The organism is Falsiroseomonas oleicola, from assembly GCF_019029495.1.
GTDB lineage: Bacteria > Pseudomonadota > Alphaproteobacteria > Acetobacterales > Acetobacteraceae > Falsiroseomonas > Falsiroseomonas oleicola.
In genome coordinates, this window is record NZ_JAERQM010000007.1 from 150,310 (window position 1) to 167,939 (window position 17,630).

The 17,630-nt window shown below is 70.1% G+C and carries 17 protein-coding genes; 4 read left to right on the forward strand and 13 right to left on the reverse strand.

The genetic code is table 11. The annotated features are described in order from the left end of the window. The first annotated feature begins 3 nt into the window (after positions 1-3). A complete protein-coding gene (locus JJQ90_RS21425; protein WP_216878310.1) occupies positions 4-603 on the forward strand; it encodes a TetR family transcriptional regulator in 600 nt (199 codons plus the stop codon). A gap of 40 nt (positions 604-643) precedes the next feature. Here JJQ90_RS21425 and JJQ90_RS21430 read toward each other — a convergent pair whose 3' ends face one another. After that, positions 644-2,680 (reverse strand): PhoX family protein, encoded by a 2,037-nt coding sequence (locus JJQ90_RS21430; RefSeq protein WP_216878311.1) that lies wholly within the window; start codon positions 2,678-2,680, stop codon positions 644-646. Between the two features lie 228 nt (positions 2,681-2,908). On the opposite strand from JJQ90_RS21430, the gene JJQ90_RS21435 reads away from it, so the two are divergent. Then, positions 2,909-3,313, forward strand: a complete 405-nt coding sequence (locus JJQ90_RS21435) for a host attachment family protein (protein WP_216878312.1) — start codon at positions 2,909-2,911, stop codon at positions 3,311-3,313. A 7-nt stretch (positions 3,314-3,320) separates the two neighbouring features. Here JJQ90_RS21435 and JJQ90_RS21440 read toward each other — a convergent pair whose 3' ends face one another. The 4 genes from JJQ90_RS21440 to JJQ90_RS21455 form a co-directional block, all read right to left on the reverse strand. Then, positions 3,321-4,379: an aromatic ring-hydroxylating oxygenase subunit alpha gene (locus JJQ90_RS21440; protein ID WP_216878313.1), complete on the reverse strand. Its 1,059-nt coding sequence runs from the start codon at positions 4,377-4,379 to the stop codon at positions 3,321-3,323. Between the two features lie 53 nt (positions 4,380-4,432). Continuing rightward, positions 4,433-5,767, reverse strand: a complete 1,335-nt coding sequence (gene der / locus JJQ90_RS21445; RefSeq protein WP_216878314.1) for a ribosome biogenesis GTPase Der — start codon at positions 5,765-5,767, stop codon at positions 4,433-4,435. A gap of 111 nt (positions 5,768-5,878) precedes the next feature. Further along, a complete protein-coding gene (locus JJQ90_RS21450; RefSeq protein ID WP_216878315.1) occupies positions 5,879-7,207 on the reverse strand; it encodes an outer membrane protein assembly factor BamB family protein in 1,329 nt (442 codons plus the stop codon). Further along, positions 7,204-7,854, reverse strand: coding sequence for a tetratricopeptide repeat protein (locus JJQ90_RS21455; protein ID WP_216878316.1), 651 nt, complete (start codon positions 7,852-7,854; stop codon positions 7,204-7,206). Before JJQ90_RS21455 ends, JJQ90_RS21450 begins: the two co-directional genes overlap by 4 nt. An 83-nt stretch (positions 7,855-7,937) precedes the next feature. On the opposite strand from JJQ90_RS21455, the gene JJQ90_RS21460 reads away from it, so the two are divergent. Next, positions 7,938-8,315 carry a hypothetical protein gene (locus tag JJQ90_RS21460; RefSeq protein WP_216878317.1) on the forward strand — a complete coding sequence of 126 codons (378 nt, stop codon included), beginning with the start codon at positions 7,938-7,940 and terminating at the stop codon, positions 8,313-8,315. Between the two features lie 39 nt (positions 8,316-8,354). Here JJQ90_RS21460 and JJQ90_RS21465 read toward each other — a convergent pair whose 3' ends face one another. The 6 genes from JJQ90_RS21465 to JJQ90_RS21490 all read right to left on the reverse strand — a co-directional run bounded on the left by JJQ90_RS21465 (position 8,355) and on the right by JJQ90_RS21490 (position 14,843). Beyond that, the gene (locus JJQ90_RS21465) at positions 8,355-9,884 is read right to left on the reverse strand and encodes a hypothetical protein (RefSeq protein ID WP_216878318.1); all 1,530 of its coding nucleotides are present in this window, start codon (positions 9,882-9,884) and stop codon (positions 8,355-8,357) included. A gap of 76 nt (positions 9,885-9,960) precedes the next feature. Further along, the gene (locus JJQ90_RS21470; RefSeq protein ID WP_216878319.1) at positions 9,961-11,283 is read right to left on the reverse strand and encodes a dihydroorotase; all 1,323 of its coding nucleotides are present in this window, start codon (positions 11,281-11,283) and stop codon (positions 9,961-9,963) included. 99 nt (positions 11,284-11,382) lie between these two features. Continuing rightward, a complete protein-coding gene (locus tag JJQ90_RS21475) occupies positions 11,383-11,592 on the reverse strand; it encodes a hypothetical protein (RefSeq protein ID WP_216878320.1) in 210 nt (69 codons plus the stop codon). A gap of 20 nt (positions 11,593-11,612) precedes the next feature. After that, a complete protein-coding gene (locus tag JJQ90_RS21480; protein WP_230410877.1) occupies positions 11,613-12,815 on the reverse strand; it encodes a multidrug effflux MFS transporter in 1,203 nt (400 codons plus the stop codon). Positions 12,816-12,915: 100 nt separating this feature from the next. Then, positions 12,916-13,779, reverse strand: a complete 864-nt coding sequence (locus JJQ90_RS21485) for a TIGR01459 family HAD-type hydrolase (protein WP_216878322.1) — start codon at positions 13,777-13,779, stop codon at positions 12,916-12,918. Further along, complete coding sequence (locus JJQ90_RS21490; RefSeq protein WP_216878323.1) at positions 13,776-14,843, reverse strand: quinone-dependent dihydroorotate dehydrogenase; 1,068 nt, start codon at positions 14,841-14,843, stop codon at positions 13,776-13,778. The genes JJQ90_RS21485 and JJQ90_RS21490 overlap by 4 nt, the downstream gene beginning before the upstream one ends. A 169-nt stretch (positions 14,844-15,012) precedes the next feature. Here JJQ90_RS21490 and JJQ90_RS21495 point away from each other — a divergent pair, with 169 nt between their 5' ends. After that, the gene (locus tag JJQ90_RS21495; protein ID WP_329959494.1) at positions 15,013-15,879 is read left to right on the forward strand and encodes a DMT family transporter; all 867 of its coding nucleotides are present in this window, start codon (positions 15,013-15,015) and stop codon (positions 15,877-15,879) included. A gap of 121 nt (positions 15,880-16,000) precedes the next feature. On the opposite strand, the gene JJQ90_RS21500 is transcribed toward JJQ90_RS21495, so the two are convergent. Together JJQ90_RS21500 and JJQ90_RS21505 are read right to left on the reverse strand one after the other, a co-directional pair. Beyond that, positions 16,001-16,660: an MBL fold metallo-hydrolase gene (locus JJQ90_RS21500; protein ID WP_216878324.1), complete on the reverse strand. Its 660-nt coding sequence runs from the start codon at positions 16,658-16,660 to the stop codon at positions 16,001-16,003. Positions 16,661-16,692: 32 nt separating this feature from the next. Then, positions 16,693-17,625, reverse strand: coding sequence for a DUF4435 domain-containing protein (locus JJQ90_RS21505; RefSeq protein ID WP_216878325.1), 933 nt, complete (start codon positions 17,623-17,625; stop codon positions 16,693-16,695). Between the last annotated feature and the right edge of the window lie 5 nt (positions 17,626-17,630).

Genomic DNA, 17,630 nt, shown 5'->3' on the forward strand with positions numbered 1-17,630 from the left:
GGGATGACCGACTCCACCACCCTCGACCCCGCCGCGCTGCGCATGCTCGATGCGGCGGAGGCGTTGATCCGCCGGCACGGCCCGGCCAAGGCCACGGTGGTGGATGTCGCCCGCGCCCTGGGCATGAGCCATGGCAATGTCTACCGCCACTTCCCCAGCAAGGCGGCGCTGCGGGAGGCGGTGGTGGCGCGCTGGCTGCATGCGGTGGTGGTGCCGCTGGAGCCGATCGTCGCCAGCCCAGACCCGGCCCCTGCGCGGCTGGCCCGCTACATCCGCACCCTGGCCGGGCTGAAGCGCCAGAAGGTGCTGGGCGACCCCGAGTTGTTCGCCGCCTACCACCTTCTGGCGGAGGAACACCGGGACGCGGTGGCCGCCCATGTCGCGACGTTGCGCGGCCATGTCGCCACCATCCTGCGCCAGGGCGCGGCGGCGGGGGATTGGCAGGTGGCCGACCCCGACGCCACGGCCGTGCTGCTGCTGGAGGCCACCATGCGCTTCCACCACCCGCACCATGTCCGGGACCAGGCCGCCGATGAAACCGCGCCCGCGCGGCTGGACGCGGTGCTGGACCTGCTGGTGAAGGGCCTCGGCACGGCCCGCTGAAGGCCGGCCGGCAGGCCCGCCTTCAGCGTCGGTGGCACCATCAGGTGCCGATGATGCCGCCGTCGTTCTTCGTGATGACCAGCGTCGCGGAGAGCGGCACGCCGCCGGTCAGGAAGCTGGTGTTCACCTTGCCCGCCGCCCAATCCGCCGCGCTGGTGGTGGCGCCCGGATGCTGGAGGTTCACGAACATGGTCCGGCGGTCCGGCGTGGTCACCACGCCGGTCACTTCCTGGCCGTTCGGGCCGGTCAGGAAGCGGCGGGTTTCGCCGGTGATCGGGTTGGCGCAGAGCATCGCATTGTTGCCGAAGGTGGCCAGATCGCCGCGCAACTGCTGCCCCTCGCCGATATCGGTCTGGATCCAGAGCCGGCCATCGGCGTCGAACCACAACCCGTCCGGGCAGGCCAGGATATTGTCGGCGGTCAGGTTGCCATTGCCGGCGACGCGGCTGTCGGACTCGGGGCCGGCGATCAGGAACAGGTCCCAGGCGAAGCGCGTCGCCGCGTGGTCGTCATTCGCCTCGCGCCAGCGGATGATCTGGCCGAACTGGTTTCGCGCGCGCGGGTTGGCGGCATCGACCTGTTCGGCCGTGCGGCGGGTGTTGTTGGTCAGGGTGAAATAGACCCGGCCATCGCGCGGATCGACGGCGCCCCATTCCGGGCGGTCCATCCTGGTGGCGCCCAGCGCATCCGCCGCGAGGCGGGTGTTCACCAGCACCTCGCCCTGGTCGGCGAAGCCATTGGCCGCGGTCAGCGGACCCTGGCCCTGCACCAGCGGCAGCCATTCGCCGCTGCCATCGGCGTTGAACTTCGCGACGTAGAGCGTGCCCTCATCCAGCAACCCGCCATTCGCGGTGGCGCGGGCGAAGGGGCGGGCCGAGACGAATTTGTAGATGTACTCGTTGACCGAGTCGTCGCCGGCATAGGCAACCACCGGGCGGCCTTCGCGGGCCGGGCCGAAGACCACGCCCTCATGCGCGAAGCGGCCGAGGCTGGTGCGCTTCACCGGCGTGCTGTCCGGGTTCCAGGGGTCGATCTCGACAACCCAGCCGAAGGCATTGACCTCGTTGCGATAGTCCTGCGTCGCATCGGCCCCGGTCGTGGAGACATTGAAGCGGGCGAATTCATCGCCGCCACCGCGCACTTGGTCCCAGTTGTAGCGGCCCTGGCCGGTCGGCACGCCGTAGCGGGCATGTTCGCGCGGCAGGTTCGGCTTCTGGTCCTGCTGGTCCTCGTTGCGGAAATAGCCGGCCCAGTTCTCCTCGGCGGCCAGGTAGGTGTTCCAGGGCGTCACGCCATGCGCGCAATTGTTCAGCGTGCCGCGCACCCGCGTGCCATCCGGGCTGTACTGGGTGCGGACCAGCGCATGCCCGCGCACCGGCCCGGCGATCTCCATCGGCGTCGCGCCGGTGATGCGGCGGTTGCGCGGATCGGCCTTCACCGCCCAGGCGCCATCGGCACCCCTGGCGATGCGGACGATCGACACGCCATGCGCGTTGATTTCCTTCCGCGCCTCATCCGCATCGCGGCCGCCATCGACCAGCGGCATGCGGCCGCTGCCGATGGACATGCCGGCAGCGCGGGCATGCAGGAAGCGCGGCTCGATGTATTCGTGGTTCAGCACCAGGAAGCCGTCGGAGCTGCTCCCCTGATCCGGCTCGCGCCCCTCGATGGGGAAGAAATGCATGCCGTCATGATGCGCGCCGACGGCCGCAGCCTGTTCGGCGGCGGTCATCTCGCCGAGGCTCTTGCCGGCCGGCTGGCCGCTGAGCGGCGTGCCCTGCGGGATGATGACCTGCACGGAATAGCCTTCCGGCACCACGACGGTGTCGTTCGGGCTGATCGGCACCGGTTTGAAGCCGATGACCGGGCCCTGCGCGGCGCCCTGGGCCGCGGCCGGGCGGGCGGCGCCAGCGCCGATGAAGCCGGTGAGGGCGGCGCCGAGGCTGCCCATCAGCATCCCGCGGCGGCCGAGGCGCGCCTCGGCGATTTCGGTGAAATGCGGGTTGGCGGAGGTGTTGGAGGGGATCTCGTCGCCCGCCTCGAGGTCGTAGGGCAGGTTGGGAAGGGTGTCCGGCATGATGCGGCATCCTGGCTGTTGGCTCGGTTGCCGCCTTCTAGCGAAGGCGCGCGAAAGCCCGGCGGCAGGCCGGTTGCAGCGAGGTGACAGTTGTGCGGCCGGGCCGCCGAACCGACGGGCATGGAGCCAACCGCCCGCTGCCGCGTTGAGGCTGTGAGCCAGCGGGCAACAGCCCCTGGCGGCGCCCGTCACCCGGCGCGATGCGGCCCTTGCGGCCCAGGAGATGTCATGCAGCTTCCGAACAACGCCTATGTCGCCGTCGTCGACGGTGAAAAGCTGAACCTGTTCATGAACACCGGCGATGCCGGTGCGCTGGAACTGACCGAGATGCAGCCGCCAGAGGTGGACAGCGACCACAAGGGCTCGGGCGGCCGCCATGCCAGCAGCTCTGCCAACCCCTCCGACAGCCAGCAGGATGAGGACGGCTTCGCGGCCGGGGTTGCCGACATGCTGAACAAGCAGGTCATGGCCGGCCATGTGGGGGGCCTGGTCATCATCGCCGCACCGCGCACCCTGGGGGAGCTGCGCAAGCACTACCACAAGACGCTGTCGGCCAAGCTGCTGGGCGAGATCCCGAAGGACCTGACAGGCCATCCCCTGAAGGACATCGAGGCCGCGATCACCGCGGCCTGAAGAAGGGTCAGGCCGCCTCGACCGCCAGCGTATCCGGCGCGGCCAGCTCCGCCGCCGCCAGATGGGCGTTGGGGTCATGCTCCCGCAGCAGGCGGCGGAGCGTCTGGCGCATGACCAGGCTGGGGCGGTCCAGGATCATATGGGCCTCCGCCTTCGGGTCCAGCGGGAAGTCGGCGGGGCAGGATTCCAGCAGCCGCCGGTCCTCGCTGCCGACCCGGCGGTCGAAGGCGGCGATATCCGCGCCCGGCGCATCCGCCTCCGTATCGCTGCGATAGACGAACTGGATGCGGCGGCAGGTGTGGTCATCAATCGGCGTGGCGAAGCCGCAGATCGCGTGGATCAGGCCGTTCGGATAGGTGAAGTGCAGGGTGAAGGCGCCCGGCATCAGCCATTTGATATCGACGGTCCGCACCGTCTCCTCCTCCGCGATGCGGAGGTTGCGCTGCTGGTCGCTGCGGTTGGCAACGGGCAGGTGGCACCGAAAGTTCACACCATTGGCCATCGGCACAAGGGTCAGCCGCGGCATGGTGGGCTTGCTGTCGTCGCCGATGGTGGCGCGGTGGACGAAGGCGACATGGCCGACATCCAGCGCATTCTCCGCGACGCGCAGGAAGTTGGCGTCCCAGTCTTCGGCATATTCGAAGATCTGGCGGAAGCCGGGATCCTCCGCGTGCGGCAGGTCCGGGATCGGCAGCAAGGGGTCCTCATCCAGGCAGACCCAGGCGAAGCCGTAGCGGGCGACGCAGGCATAGGCCTTGGCGGCGCTGCGCGCCCCCGCCCGCAATTCCGGCATCTGCGGCACGAACAGGCAGGTGCCGCTGCTGCCGAACTGCCAGCCGTGATAGCCGCAGGCCAGGGCGCCGTTCACCACCTGGCTGTCGACGGAGAGCTTGGCGGAGCGGTGCGGGCAGCGGTCCTGGAGACAGGCTGGCGCACCCTCCGCATCCAGCCAGAGCACGATATCCTCCCCCAGCAGCCGGAAGCCGCGCGGCCCCTCCGCGAGCTCGGTCAGTTGGAAGATGGGGTACCAGAAGCGGCGGAAGACGGGGTGCTGCGTGGCGAGCATGCTGGCCTCTCCGGCGGGGTCCGCCGAAAGGCAAGCATGCCCCGTGCCAGTGGCTACTCTTCCTCGCCGTAGGGGTTCTCCGTCCCCCGCAGATGCAGCCGGATCGGCACGCCCGGCATGTCGAACTTCTCCCGGAAGCTGTTCACCAGGTAGCGGCGATAGTCCTCGGGCAGCTGCTCGGCGCGGGTGCCGAAGACGGTGATGGTGGGCGGGCGCGCCTTCGGCATGGTGGCGTAGCGCAGCTTGATGCGCTTGCCCTCCACCAGCGGCGGCTGGTGGCGTTCCTTCATCGTCTCGAACCAGCGGTTCAGCTCGCCCGTCGGCACGCGGCGGTTCCAAAGATCATAGACGGTGCGCACCGTCGGCATCAGCTTTTCCAGGCCGCGCCCATTGGCGGCGGAAATTGGCACCACCGAAATGCCCTTCATCTGGGCAAAGCTGCTCAGCAGCGTGTCTTCCAGCTTTCGCCGGGTCGCCGTGCGGTCTTCCACCGCGTCCCATTTGTTGAAGGCGATCACCAAGGCGCGGCCCTCGCGCTCCGCCAGGCGGCCGATGCGCAGGTCCTGCTCATCCATGCCCTGAAGGGCGTCGACCACCAGGATCACCACCTCCGCCTCCTTCAGCGCGGCGATGCTGGCCTCGGTGGACATCTTTTCGAGCAGCTTCTCGATCCGCGCCTTCTTGCGCAGGCCAGCGGTGTCCACCAGCCGGATCGGGCCCTCGGCGTCGCGGAAATCGACGGCGATGGAATCGCGCGTCAGGCCCGGCTCCGGCCCGGTGATCATGCGTTCCTCGCCCACCAGGGCGTTCAGCAGGGTGGATTTCCCGGCATTGGGGCGCCCGAGGATGGCCAGCCGCAGCGGCCTCTCCCGGTCTTCCTTGCCCCGCCGCGGATCGGCGTGCAGGCGATCCCGCACCTCGTCATGCAAATTCCCGAAACCGTCGCCATGCTCGGCGGAGACGGCGATGGGGTCGCCGAGGCCGAGTTCATAGGCCTCCATGGCGGATTGCATGCCCAGCCGGCCCTCGGCCTTGTTGGCCACCAGCAGCACCGGGCAGGGCGCCTTGCGCAGCCAGTCGGCAAAGGCGCGGTCGGCGGCGGTGAGCCCGGTGCGGACATCGACCACGAACAGCACCAGGTCGGCCTGGCGCAGCGCGCCCTCGCTGCTCGCGGTCATCCGCCCGGCCAGCGTGTCCGGCGCCGCTTCCTCCAGCCCCGCCGTGTCGATCAGCATGACAGGCACGCCGCCGATCTCGGCTTCCACCTGCTTGCGGTCGCGGGTGACGCCAGGGGTGTCGTCCACGAGCGCGATCTTCCGCCCGGCCAGGCGGTTGAACAGCGAGGATTTGCCCACATTGGGCCGGCCGAGAATGGCAACGGTCTGCATGGTATTCCAAAGGTCCCGGCCCCGCGGTGCGCGCGGCCGTGCCCCTCTTAGCACCACGCGCGCCGGATGGCGCGCGCTTGCCGCGAATAGCCGGGTCCCGGCCCGCTGGCGCTACCGCAGCGCCATCAGCGTCCCGTCATCGCCCAGCAGCACCAGCGTGCCCTGCGCCAGCGCCACCGGCAGGGTCACGCCGGACGACAGCGGGATGCGCCCGGCGATGGTGCCATCGGCAGGGGCCAGCAGGATCAGTTCCGACCGGCTGGAGGGGATCATCACGAAGCCACCGGCCAGGATCGGCGGGCCGAAGCGCGCCGCGTCGCGGCGGCGGCCGCCTTCCGGGGTGGGGTCCAGCTCGGCGACCCAGCGGATGCGCCCATCCTCCCGCCCCACCGCCACCGCATCGCCGGCGCGGGTGACGGAGAAAACATAGTCGCCGGCCGAGGCCACGCCGGTGCCGCCGCCGAAGGTGCGTTCCCACAGCCGCCGGCCGCTGCGCAGATCGACGGCGATGGTGGTATTGCCGAGGCCGGTGGCCAGCACCCGGCCACGGTCGATCACCGGCAGGCCGGTGATGCCGACGATATCGGCCAGGCTGGTGGCGCCGGTGGTGCCCAGGCCCTCGGACCACAGCACGCGGCCATCGGTGACGCGGGCGGCCACCATCTCCCCGGTGCCGAAGCCGGCCACCACGGCCTCCCCCTCCACCGCCGGGGCGGGCAGGCCAAGCGGCAGGGTGTTCTGTGCCCCGCCGCGATGCGTCCACAGCCGGCGGCCATCCTCGACGGACAGGGCGAGCAGATGGTTTTCCAGCGTGGTGACGAAAATCCGTCCGCCCGCCACCGTCGGGGCGCCACGGGTGGGGGAGGGGGTGCGGACGCGCCAGCGCACCGCGCCATCCTCCGGCGACAGGGCCAGAACCTCCGCCATGCCGGTCGCGACATAGAGCACGCCATCGGCGAAGGCGGCGCCGCCGCCCACCGTGCCGGCACTCTCATCCTCCGGCGTCGTCTCCACCCGCCAGCGGCGGGCGCCATCGGCCAGTGCGAAGGCGGAAACCTGGCCGGAGGCATCGACGGCATAGACCGTGTCGCCGGCGATCACCGGCCCGGCGGTGAGCTGCTGGCGGTAGCCGGAGCCGCCGCCGATCGAGGCGCGCCAGGCCTGGCGCGGCTCCGTGGTGAAGGCGGCATGGCCGGGCGCATGGCTCGGCGGGCCGCCGGCCTGCGGCCATTCGGAGATGGTCTCTGGCGGCGGCAGCGCGACGGTGCCGGAGGCCCCGGTATCGGCAGCCAGGGGCGGGTCGGCGCGCAGCACGCTGCGGCGCTCGCCCGGCAGCGGCGTCTTGCTGCTGCCGAACAGGTTGTCGAGGCTGGAACAGCCGGAGAGCAGGGCGGCGGCGCCGAGCAGGCCGGCACGGCGGGAGAGGTTCTTGTGCATCATGAGCCGAGCCCCGCGGCGAGGCGCTGCGCGCGTTCGCGCAGCCCGGGTGTGGCGGCCGTATCGGCGGCCAGGGCCTGCAATTGCTGCCGCGCCGCGGCATTGTCGCCACGGCGGATGGCGACCAGGGCGGACAATTCCCGCGCCGGGGCCTGCCAGGCATTGCCGGATTCGGTCAGCGGCGCGATGCGGCTGGCGAGCTGGGCGGGATCGCCGCTGTCCAGCGCATGGCCGACATACAGAAGGCTGGCGAGGTCGCGATACAGCCGGTCGGCCTCATTGTCCTGGGCCACCTGGTCCCACAGCGCCAGCGCGGCGTCGCGGTCCCCGGTTTCCGCCTTCAGCGCCGCGGCGCGCAGCCGGGCCAGGGTGCGGTAGCCGGCGGGCGATTCGCGGGACAGCGCGGCGAAGCCATTGGCCACGGCCGGCAGGTCGGCGCCCTGGGCTTCGGCATTGCGGTGCAGGGTGAGGAAGGTATTGGCGACCGTCGCGGCATCCCGCGCCTGCTGCCAACGCCAGGCCTGCACGCCGCCGGCCCCGGCCAGGGCCAGCAGGACCACGCCAAGGGCCAGCCCGCCCCAGCGCTTCGCCATGCGGCGGGCGCGGTCGGCGCGGAGGTCCTCTTCGATCTCGTCGAAGATATCGGGCAAGGTCTGTCCTTCAGAACCGTCAGGGAGCCGGACCATAGCCGCGCGGTGAGGCCGCGTTAAGCCCGAGCGGTTAGCTTACCGCCATGCCCCGGCCCGATCCCCGCAAAACCGCGATCTTCGTCCGCTCTCCGATGGCCGTGCTTGGCCTGGTCCTGACCCTGCCGGCGCTGGCGGGCTGTCAGATAGGGCCCACCGTGGCCGCCACCTCCGGCCCCATCCTGGTGGCCAGCGGTGCGTCGCTGGTGCTGACCGGGCGAACGCCGATCGACCATGTGGCCAGCCTGGTGACGGGGCGGGACTGTTCCCTGGTGCATGTGGAGCGGCGGGAGCCGTGGTGCGCGCCGCTGGCCACGCCGCCAGCCCCGCAAGCCTTCTGCACCCGCTCCCTCGGCGCGGTGGATTGCTGGACCGCGCCGCCCTCCGGCGCCGCCCGCCCGGTCGCGGATCCGCCACTGCACTGAAAGCCCTGGCGGGGTTCCGCCAGGACCCCGGACGTCGGATCAGGCCAGGGGTCCGCGCCAGATCTGCACGCCGGCCTTGTTCGAGGTGTCTGGGCGGGTGAGGCGTATCGCCGCCGGGCGCTCCGCCCGAAGGGTCCACCCGTTCCGTCCCAGCACGCGGACGGCGGCGGCCTCCTCCCCGCGATTGATGGGGGCCACGGCCAGCCAGCGCACCCTTTCCGTCAGCAGCGGCACGGCATGGGTCAGCAATTGGCCGACGACCTTGGCGGTGCCGATGCGCAGAAGGTCCCAGCTCTCCTGCGCTTCGATCAGGCCCTGAGCCAGGGCGCCGCGGGGCGGCAGGCGCGCCTCATCGGCGCCGATCACGGCCTGGAGCAGCATGGTGTCCTCATCCGCCAGCCCCTCGGCCTCCACGGCGGCCTGAAGCTGGCCGAACAGGCCGGGATGCGCCTCCGCCACATGCAGCACAGGCGTCAGGCCGGCGCGCCGGGCCGCGCCTGCGCCGGCGGTGGCCAGATCGGCGGGGCCGGCACCGATGAACAGCGCCCGCCAATGGCCGCGCGCCTGCTCCAGGCTCAGCGCCACGGCCAGCCAGTCCGCCCCCATGGCCGCCCCCATCGCCGCCTGGGCCTCGGCCATTGGCATGGGCAGGCCGCGCACCGCGAGATAGGCGGCGGCGATGCTCGCCTGGCCCAGCGGATCCGCGAGCCGATCGGCGGCGGCCGCGGAGGGATCGGCCGCGACCTGCGGCGCCACGGCTTCGCCCTCGGACCCTGCCGCGACGGCAGGTGCGGCCTTCGGCTCCGCGACAGGCGCGGCCTCAGGCTCGGCGTCGGGCGCGGCCTCCGGCTCGGCGACAGGCGCGGTCTCCGGCTCGGCGACAGGCGCGGCCTCCGGCGCGACGGTCGGTCCGGCCGGCGCCTCGGCCAGATGCGCTGGCGCGGCCAGGATATCCACCGTGGTTGTCGTGGCGGGCGGCGTCACGGGCGGGAAGGGCGCGCTTTCGGGGGTGTGCCGCGCCTGCGTCGCCGCGCCGGGGCCGGCCGCCGCCAGCATCGGGAAGCGGTCTTCGAGGGTCTCGGCCTCCGGCCTGGCCGGCGGTTCCGCCTCCGGCGCCAGCGGGGCCGGCACGAGCATGGGGAACTGCGCTTCGAGGGCCTCCACCGGGGCCTCCGGCACCGCCTCGGCGGCAGCGGGCATGGGGGTGGGGGGCATCACGGCCAGGGACGGGCCGCGGGCGCCCAGCATGGCCAGCAAGGGGCTGTCCGGTGCCGGGGCGGGCTGCAATGGCCCGGGGATGATGGTGGCGAGCAGGCTGAAATGATCGGAAGCCGGTGCTGCCTGCGCGGCGGCCGTCGCATCGAGGGAGGCATCCTCGGGCGGCGTGCCGGCGGGTGCCTCGCTCGACAAGGTCGTGCCGGGACCCTCCTCGGCGGGACTCGCCGCGGCAGCGTCTGGTTCGGCGGGCGGCGGCGCCTCGGCCGATGGGGCAGCCATTGGCACTGCCGCCGGTACCAGGGCCGCGCGCAGCCGGGCCCCCCAATCCCCCGCCTTGTCCTGCTTCGCCATCCTGAGCCTCCGCATCCCTGTCCCGGCTCTACCAGCCGCGCCGGGACGTCTCAACCGCCGATGCGGCCGGCGGGCTTCAGGGGGCGAAACGCGCCGGGGTGCCGATGGGGGCGCCCAGCACCGCATCCTCCCGCATCACCGCCTGGCCACGGATGATGGTCATCACCGGCCAGCCGGTGCAGCGATGCCCGGCGAAGGGGGTCCAGCCGCAGGGGGAGGCGATCCAGCTTTCCTCGATGCTGCGGGTCTTCTTCATGTCCACCAGGGTGAAGTCGGCGTCGTATCCGGCCGCGAGCCGCCCCTTGCCGACCAGACCGAAGACCCGCGCCGGGCCGGCATTCAGCAGGTCCACCAGCCGGGGCAGGGAAAGCCGCCCGGCGCTGACATGGTCCAGCATCACCGGCACGAGGGTCTGCACGCCCGTCAGCCCGGCGCCGCATTCCGGCCAGGGCTTCTCCTTCGAGGCGCGGCTGTGCGGCGCGTGGTCGGAGCCGATGGAATCCACCGTGCCATTGGCCACCGCCTCCCACGCCGCTGCCATGTGGCGGGCGTCGCGGATCGGCGGATTCATCACCGCATAGCCGCCGAGGCGGTCATAGGCCTCGTCCGTCTGGGTCAGGTGGTTCAGCAGCACCTCCACCGTGCAGACATCCCGGTAATCCTTGAGGTAGGCGAGTTCCTCCGCCGTGGAGACGTGCAGGATATGCGCCGGGCGGCCGGTCTTGCGGGCGATCGCCATCAGCCGGCGGGTGCCGAGGAAGGCGCATTCCACGTCGCGCCATTCGGCATGCATCCGGTGCGGCATGCCCGTGGTGTAGGCGCCCTTACGCGCCTGCAACCGGTACTCATCCTCGGAATGGTAGCTGATGCGCCGCCGGCCGCTGCGCATCACCGCCTCCAGGCTGGCATCATCCTCCACCAGCAGGTCGCCGGTGGAGCTACCCGCAAAAACCTTCACGCCGCAGACATTGGGCTCGGCCTCCAGCGCGGCCAATTCGGCGATGTTGGACTTCGCGGCGCCGACATAGAAGCCGATATCGGTCCAGGCGCGGCCGGCGACGAAGTCCCGCTTCCAGTCCAGCTTTTCGCGGTTGGTGATGGAGGGGTTGGTGTTCGGCATGTCGAAGACGGTGGTGATGCCGCCCAGCACGGCGGCCCTGGTGCCGGTCTCGATCGTTTCCACGGCCGGGTCGCCGGGCTCGCGCAGATGCACATGGCTGTCGATCAGCCCGGGCAGCACATGCAGGCCGGTGCAGTCGATCACCTCGGCCGCCGTTGCCAGGCGCAGGTCGCCGATGGCGGCGATGCGGCCGGCGCGCACGCCCACCTCCGTCGCCTCCATCCCCCAGGGCAGGACCACGGTGCCGCCGCGCAGGATCAGGTCGTAGGTCTGGGTCATGGCGGGGCGTTCCTCATCTGGCTGTGCCAGCTTCCTATAATCCGCGGACGAGGGGCGATATAGCCTTGGGCTGTGCGGGCATGGGACGAGGCAGAGGCGCTACCGGCCCCGCGCCTTGTTCGTCCCCACATTCTCGTTCCATTCCACCGGCAGCCCGTCCCAACTCGTCGGCGGCTTGCCCGGCCACTTCTTCCGCACGAACACCCGGAAGCCGTCCGCGGTCGCCTCCACATAGCCGGATTTGCCATCCGTCAGCCGAAGATGCTGCGCCAGCGCCTCGGCCTGTTCCTGCATGTAGCTGTCGCTCATCGCCGCCCCTTCCCTTTGCCTCAGCCACCCGCACGCCGCGCCCCGCGCAACGCCATCAGGCACGCCACGCCGGTTGCCGCCATGGTGAGGGAGGTGCCGATGCCGCTGCCGAATTCCACCAGGCCCACGATGAAGGTCATCAGCGCACCGAAGCCCATCTGCAAGGCGCCGACCAGGGCGGAGGCGGTGCCGGCCAGTTGCGGACGGGCGCTGAGTGCGCCGGCGATGGCATTGGGCTGGGTCATCCCGTTGCCCACCGCCACCGCCGCCATCGGCACGAAGAACACCAGGATATGCGGCGGGAACACCACCATGGCGACCGCCGCGCCGACCGCGCCCAGCGTGGCGATCATGGTGCCCACGCCCAGCATCCGCAGGATGCCGAGCCGGCGCGAAAGCCGCCCCGCCAGCCAGTTGCCGGCGGCGAAGAAGACCGAGATGGCGGCGAAGGCCAGGGCGAACTGCACCGGCGAATAGCCCATGCCCTGCACCACCACATAGGGCGCGCCACCCAGGAAGGCGAAGAAGATGCCGGTGGCGCAGGCCGTCAGCGCGGCATAGGCCCGGAAGGACGGGATCGCCCACAGGCTGCGATAGGCGCGCAGGATGGCGCCGAGCCCGGGCAGCGGCTGCGGCGCGGGCAGGGTTTCCTCCAGCCGCAGCCAGGCGACCAGCGCCAGCGGCAGGCCGAAGCCGAGGCAGGCCACCATGCTCGCCCGCCAGCCGAAATTCTGTTCCAGCAGGCTGCCGAGGATGGGCGCGACCATGGGCGCGATGGTCATGCCCATGGTGACATAGCCGAGCACGCTCGCCGCCTCGTCCCGCGCCCAGACGTCGCGGATCACCGCCCGCACCAGCACCACCCCGGCACAGGCGCCGACCGCCTGCGCCACCCGCGCCACCAGCAATTCCCCGATCCCCGGCGCCAGCGCCGCCGCCAGGCTCGCCACGGCATAGAGCGCGAGGCCCCCCATCAGCAGCGGCCGCCGCCCGAAGCGGTCCGACAGCGGGCCATAGATCAACTGCCCCGCACCCACCCCCAGCAGGTACAGCGTGACGGTCAGCTGGACGGTGGAGGTGCTGGCGCCGAGGTCCCGCCCCATGGCGGGCAGGGAGGGCACGAGCACCTGCATGGTGAAAGGGCCGATGCCGATGATCGCGACCAGCAGCCAGATCGGCGGGCGGGGAGGGGCGGCGCGCGGCACGGGCGCGGCCCCGGTCAATGCATGAGGTTCCACGATATGGGAGTTTACGCCCCCCATCCGGGCGCGGGACAGCCCCGCCGCCCGCAACCCGCCCCCGCGCCCACCGCGCGGGGCTGTCCTACCAGCGCAGCCCCAGCAGCGCGGCGACCGGGCGCACGCCCTCGGTCGCCGCCACCTGGGCCAGAACCTCGGGGTCCGGCGACGCCCCATGGGCATGGGCGGCGAGGCCGGTCAGCGCCCAGACCGCGTCGATGCCGGCGGATTGCGCGCCGGCGAGGTCCGTATGCGGGCTGTCGCCGATGGCCACCACGCGGCTGCGATCGGTCAGCCCGAGCAGTTCCAGCACCGGCGGGTAGCAGGCCGGGTCGGGCTTGCCGATCTCGATCGCCGTCGGCCCGCCCAGTTCCCGGTAGAGATCGGCCAGCGCCCCGGCGCAGAGCACCCGCTCATCCCCCACCATCACATGACGGTCCGGATTGACGCAGAGCATCGGCAATTGCCGCGCGGCGCAGGCGGCCAGCGCCTCGCGGTAGGGGGCGATGTCGGTATTGCCCCGCGCCGGCTCCGGCCCGGTGTTCAGCACGAAATCCGCCTCCGCCGCCGTGGCCACCAGCACCACATCGGTCTCCGCCGGCACCGAAAGGTCCCGCTCCGGCCCGATATGCAGGGCCCTGGTGCCAAGTGCGGCAAAGTCCGGCCGGTCGCGGTGTTTCAGATGCCGCCAGGCCAGCTCGCCGGAGGTCATGGTGCCGTCCCACAGCGCGCGGTCCAGGCCCATGCCGGTCAGCAGCGCATCCACCACGAAGGACCGGCGCGGGGCGTTGGACAGGAAGGCGATGCGCTTGCCGCGGGCCTTCAGCCGGCCCAGCGCGTCCGCCACGCCCGGATAGGGCTTGCGGCCGTCATGCACCACGCCCCAGAGGTCCAGGATGAAGCCGTCATAGCGGTCCGCCAGGCTCGCAACCCCGTCCAGCATCATCATCGCGCGTCTACCCCGATGGCCTCGGCCACGTTCCTGAACCCGTCCCGCCGCAGCGCCGCCGCCAATTCCCGCTTGATGCGGGGGATCAGCGCCGGCCCGTCATAGGCAAACGCCGCATAGAGCTGCACCAGCGCGGCCCCGGCGCGAATTTTTTCCAGCGCCTCCGCCCCGTTGGAGACGCCGCCGCAGCCGATCAGCACCAGGTCGCGCCCCGCCGCCAGCCGCGCCACGCGGCGCAGCATCTCGGTCGCCGCCGCCCGCAGGGGCGGGCCGGAGAGGCCGCCGGCCTGGGACTTCAGCGCGGAGCGCAGCGGCGCCGGGCGGGCGATGGTGGTGTTGGAGACGATCAGCCCCTGCATCCCCTGCGCCACCGCGGCCTCGACAATCGGCTCCACCGCCGCCGGCGACAGGTCCGGCGCGATTTTTATCAATACCGGCGGGCGGGGGCCGGTGAGGCCGGCGCGGGTCTCGGCCAGGGCGGCCAGGATGTCCCGCAGCATCGCCTCCCCCTGCAGATCCCGCAGGCCGGGGGTGTTGGGGGAGGAGATGTTGATGGCGACATAGGCCGCATGCGGCGCCACCGCGGCATAGAGCGCCGGATAGTCCCGCAGCGGCGCCGCGCCATCCTTGTTGATGGCGATGTTCACGCCCAGCACGGCCGGCCGCGCCGCAGGCAACTGCGCGATCCGCGCCAGGAAGGCCGGCAGGCCGCCATTGTTCATGCCCATGCGGTTGATCACCGCCCGGTCCTCCGCCAGCCGGAACAGGCGGGGCTTCGGATTGCCGAATTGCGGCTTCGGGGTGACCGATCCGGCCTCCACGAAGCCGAAGCCCAGCCGCATCAGCGGCAGGATGGCCATCGCCGACTTGTCGAAGCCGGCGGCGAGGCCGATGGGGTTGCGGAAGTCGCAGCCCAGGGCGCGCGTGGCCAGGATCGGGTCGTCCGCGCTGCGATCCGCGCCGGCGAGGCCGAATCGGAGGGCGCGCAACGCGAGGTCATGGGCGCGTTCGGGGTCCATGCCGCGCATCAGCGGCATCAGGACGGAGGCGAGTTGGGGGGTCATGGCGCGCGGCTTGTGCCCTGTCTCGGCGTCCCTGGGAAGCTTTCCCGCGATCCGGGGCCGGAGCAGGGGCCGCAAAGCTGCCATGCGCGGCGCCCCGCATGGACTTCGCCCTGTGTCGCGGGCCATATCCCGCGCGCCATAGTTGTCGGGTTCCGGGGGGGAGGGTGATGTGCGCGGTCCCGCGCTGATGCTGGCCGGGATCGGCCTGTTCGGCCTGCTCGACGCCAACAGCAAGTTGCTGTCCGCGGGGCATGAGGTCTGGCAGGTGCTGCTGGTGCGCTTCGCCACGCTGCTGCTGGTGGTCTTCACCATCCGCGCTTTGGTCCCCGGCTGGGGCGGCGCGCTGACCACCCGATTCCCGCGGCTGCACGCCGCGCGGTCCCTGGTGATGCTGGGCAGCGCCATCTGCTTCTTCCAGGCGTTCCGGCTGCTGCCGCTGGCGGAGGGCTACCTGGTGTTCTTCACCTCCCCCTTCCTGGTGCTGGCGCTGTCCGCCTGGCTGTTGAAGGAGGCGCCGCCGCCCGTAGCCTGGGCCTGGTGCGCGGTGGGTTTTGCGGGGGTGGCGATCGGGCTGGCGCCGGGGCTGCTGGGGGGCGGGGAGGCTGGCGGCGCGCCGCTGCTCGGCTACCTCTACGCCCTGGGCGGCACCTTCTGCTATTCGGCGGTCTTCACCCTGAACCGGCAACTGCGCGCCGAGCCCGGGATTGGCCGCGTGCTGGTCTGGCCGTCGCTGCTCGGCTTCGCGGTGATGCTGCCGCTGGGGCTGACCCACTGGTCGCCGCCCAGCGCGCTGACCCTGGCGCAGATGGCGGGCAATGGCGTGATCGTCGGCATCGCCACGGTCTGCCTGGCCGAGGCGTTTCGCCACGCCACCGCCAGCCGCCTGGCGCCCTTCGGCTATTCCGGCCTGGTCTGGAGCCTGACCTGGGATTTCGCCTTCTGGGGCCGCGTGCCGCCGCTGGCCATGCTGGCCGGCGCCGCCGTGGTGGTCTTCGCCTGCATCATGAGCGAACGCGCGGCGGCGCGCCGGCCGTAAGGTACCCCTTTGCCCGCAAGAGCCCTCTCCCCCTGACAGGGGGGTTGGACGCATGCGTCCAACGGTTGGGTGAGGGGGTCTTCGCCGCCCAGACCACCGCTCCCTGACGAAAGCGCCCCCCCTACCGCGGCAAAAACGGATTCCCCCGCCGCTCCTCCCCGAACGTCCCCCCCGGCCCATGCCCGCACAGGAACCGCATCTCGTCCCCCAGCGGCAGCAGCTTGGTGACGATGGCCTGGATCAGCGCCTCATGATCCCCATAGGGAAAATCCGTGCGCCCGATGGAGCCGCGGAACAGCACATCCCCCACCACCGCGAAGCCCAGCGCCTGGTTCACGAACACCACATGCCCCGGCGCATGGCCCGGGCAATGCAGCACGCCAAAAGGCTGGCCGGCGATGGAGACGCTTTCACCCTCCGCCAGGAAGCGGTCGGGCGTGGCATTCTCCAGCCCCTCGATGCCGTATTGCCGGCTCTGGGCGGCGATGCCCGCCAGCAGGAAGGCATCCGCCTCATGCGGCCCCTCCACCTGCACCGGCGCGCCCTGCTGCGCGGTGAGCGCGGCGCGCAGCGCATCGGCGCCGCCGGCATGGTCCAGATGGCCATGGGTGAGCAGGATATTCTCCACCGCTACCCCCGCCTTGGCGATGGCGGCCAGGATGCGCGGCACGTCGCCGCCCGGGTCGATGACCGTGCCGCGCAGACTCTCCGCATCCCAGATCAGGGCGCAGTTCTGCTGGAAGGGGGTGACGGGGATCTGGGCAGCTTGGAGCTTGGGCATGGGGGAAGTGGTGGAGGGCGGGGGACGGGGAGTCAATTCCTTGGCGTAGGGACCGAACAGAGAAAGGTCTTCAGGCAATCAGGAAGCGTCGCGAGCACCGTCAGTGCGCGAATTGCATCATTCAGGGGGCTGAACGTCATTTTGGCGCGCCTCATAAATAATTTCGGATTTTTTGAGCCGCGATCCATTTTTAAATGCACAAGAAAATCCACAAAAATACGCAGCAAAAACTTCCCGCGCCAGTCTTTTACTGGATCAAGTTTGTGAAAATCAACATAGGTCTTTTCTAGATCCAGAACAGATAGCGAAGATAGCTTTGGTACGCCTTCGTAAAAAAACACATCGTCTGCGTCTAGTTTAAGTGCGCCGCTAACGAGTGAAATTCTTGAGGCAATAAGATCATCAATCGAGTGTGTTGGGATAGAATTCCGCACACAATGAAAAAGGCATAGATTGGGGGTTTTCATTTTTTCGCGATAGGATAAAATTAATTCATCGAATAGGTCGCAGATTTTTGAGACCTCCTCATCACCTTCAGGTCCGTGGCACCTATATTCGGCGACCAGTAGTGCCTCAAGAACTTGGCGCGACACCAGGAGATTTTCAAAAGCGTAAGTTGGCGTCACCCAAAGTTGCGTATCTGCCTGCCGGCCGCGCAAGCCATCAAAATCACGATCAATAAAAAACCAAACACTCGATATCGACAATTGCTTGCTTTCTCGGATTAAACTAATTAAATCGAGGGCGTTTTGTTTTCCTCGACAATTAAAAAAGGAAATATGACTAAAAATGGTGGAATTAATTATTGCGGTTGCTGTTTGCACAAAAGTTACATCATCGTTGCCTTCTACGACAAAAATATAAGGCTTTGCTGTTTTTCCTCGAAATTTGATGTAGCTTAGAAGTATCACCTCGGCAGTATTTGCGGCCGCTGCCAATTTGTCGACTCTGTTTTGATCGGTCATTTTCC

Coding starts and splice junctions, on each gene's coding strand:
- JJQ90_RS21425 (WP_216878310.1), top strand. CDS start 4: ATGACCGACTCCACCACCCTCGACCCCGCCGCGCTGCGCATGCTCGAT.
- JJQ90_RS21430 (WP_216878311.1), bottom strand. CDS start 2,680: ATGCCGGACACCCTTCCCAACCTGCCCTACGACCTCGAGGCGGGCGAC.
- JJQ90_RS21435 (WP_216878312.1), top strand. CDS start 2,909: ATGCAGCTTCCGAACAACGCCTATGTCGCCGTCGTCGACGGTGAAAAG.
- JJQ90_RS21440 (WP_216878313.1), bottom strand. CDS start 4,379: ATGCTCGCCACGCAGCACCCCGTCTTCCGCCGCTTCTGGTACCCCATC.
- der (WP_216878314.1), bottom strand. CDS start 5,767: ATGCAGACCGTTGCCATTCTCGGCCGGCCCAATGTGGGCAAATCCTCG.
- JJQ90_RS21450 (WP_216878315.1), bottom strand. CDS start 7,207: ATGATGCACAAGAACCTCTCCCGCCGTGCCGGCCTGCTCGGCGCCGCC.
- JJQ90_RS21460 (WP_216878317.1), top strand. CDS start 7,938: ATGCCCCGGCCCGATCCCCGCAAAACCGCGATCTTCGTCCGCTCTCCG.
- JJQ90_RS21465 (WP_216878318.1), bottom strand. CDS start 9,884: ATGGCGAAGCAGGACAAGGCGGGGGATTGGGGGGCCCGGCTGCGCGCG.
- JJQ90_RS21470 (WP_216878319.1), bottom strand. CDS start 11,283: ATGACCCAGACCTACGACCTGATCCTGCGCGGCGGCACCGTGGTCCTG.
- JJQ90_RS21475 (WP_216878320.1), bottom strand. CDS start 11,592: ATGAGCGACAGCTACATGCAGGAACAGGCCGAGGCGCTGGCGCAGCAT.
- JJQ90_RS21485 (WP_216878322.1), bottom strand. CDS start 13,779: ATGATGATGCTGGACGGGGTTGCGAGCCTGGCGGACCGCTATGACGGC.
- JJQ90_RS21490 (WP_216878323.1), bottom strand. CDS start 14,843: ATGACCCCCCAACTCGCCTCCGTCCTGATGCCGCTGATGCGCGGCATG.
- JJQ90_RS21500 (WP_216878324.1), bottom strand. CDS start 16,660: ATGCCCAAGCTCCAAGCTGCCCAGATCCCCGTCACCCCCTTCCAGCAG.
- JJQ90_RS21505 (WP_216878325.1), bottom strand. CDS start 17,625: ATGACCGATCAAAACAGAGTCGACAAATTGGCAGCGGCCGCAAATACT.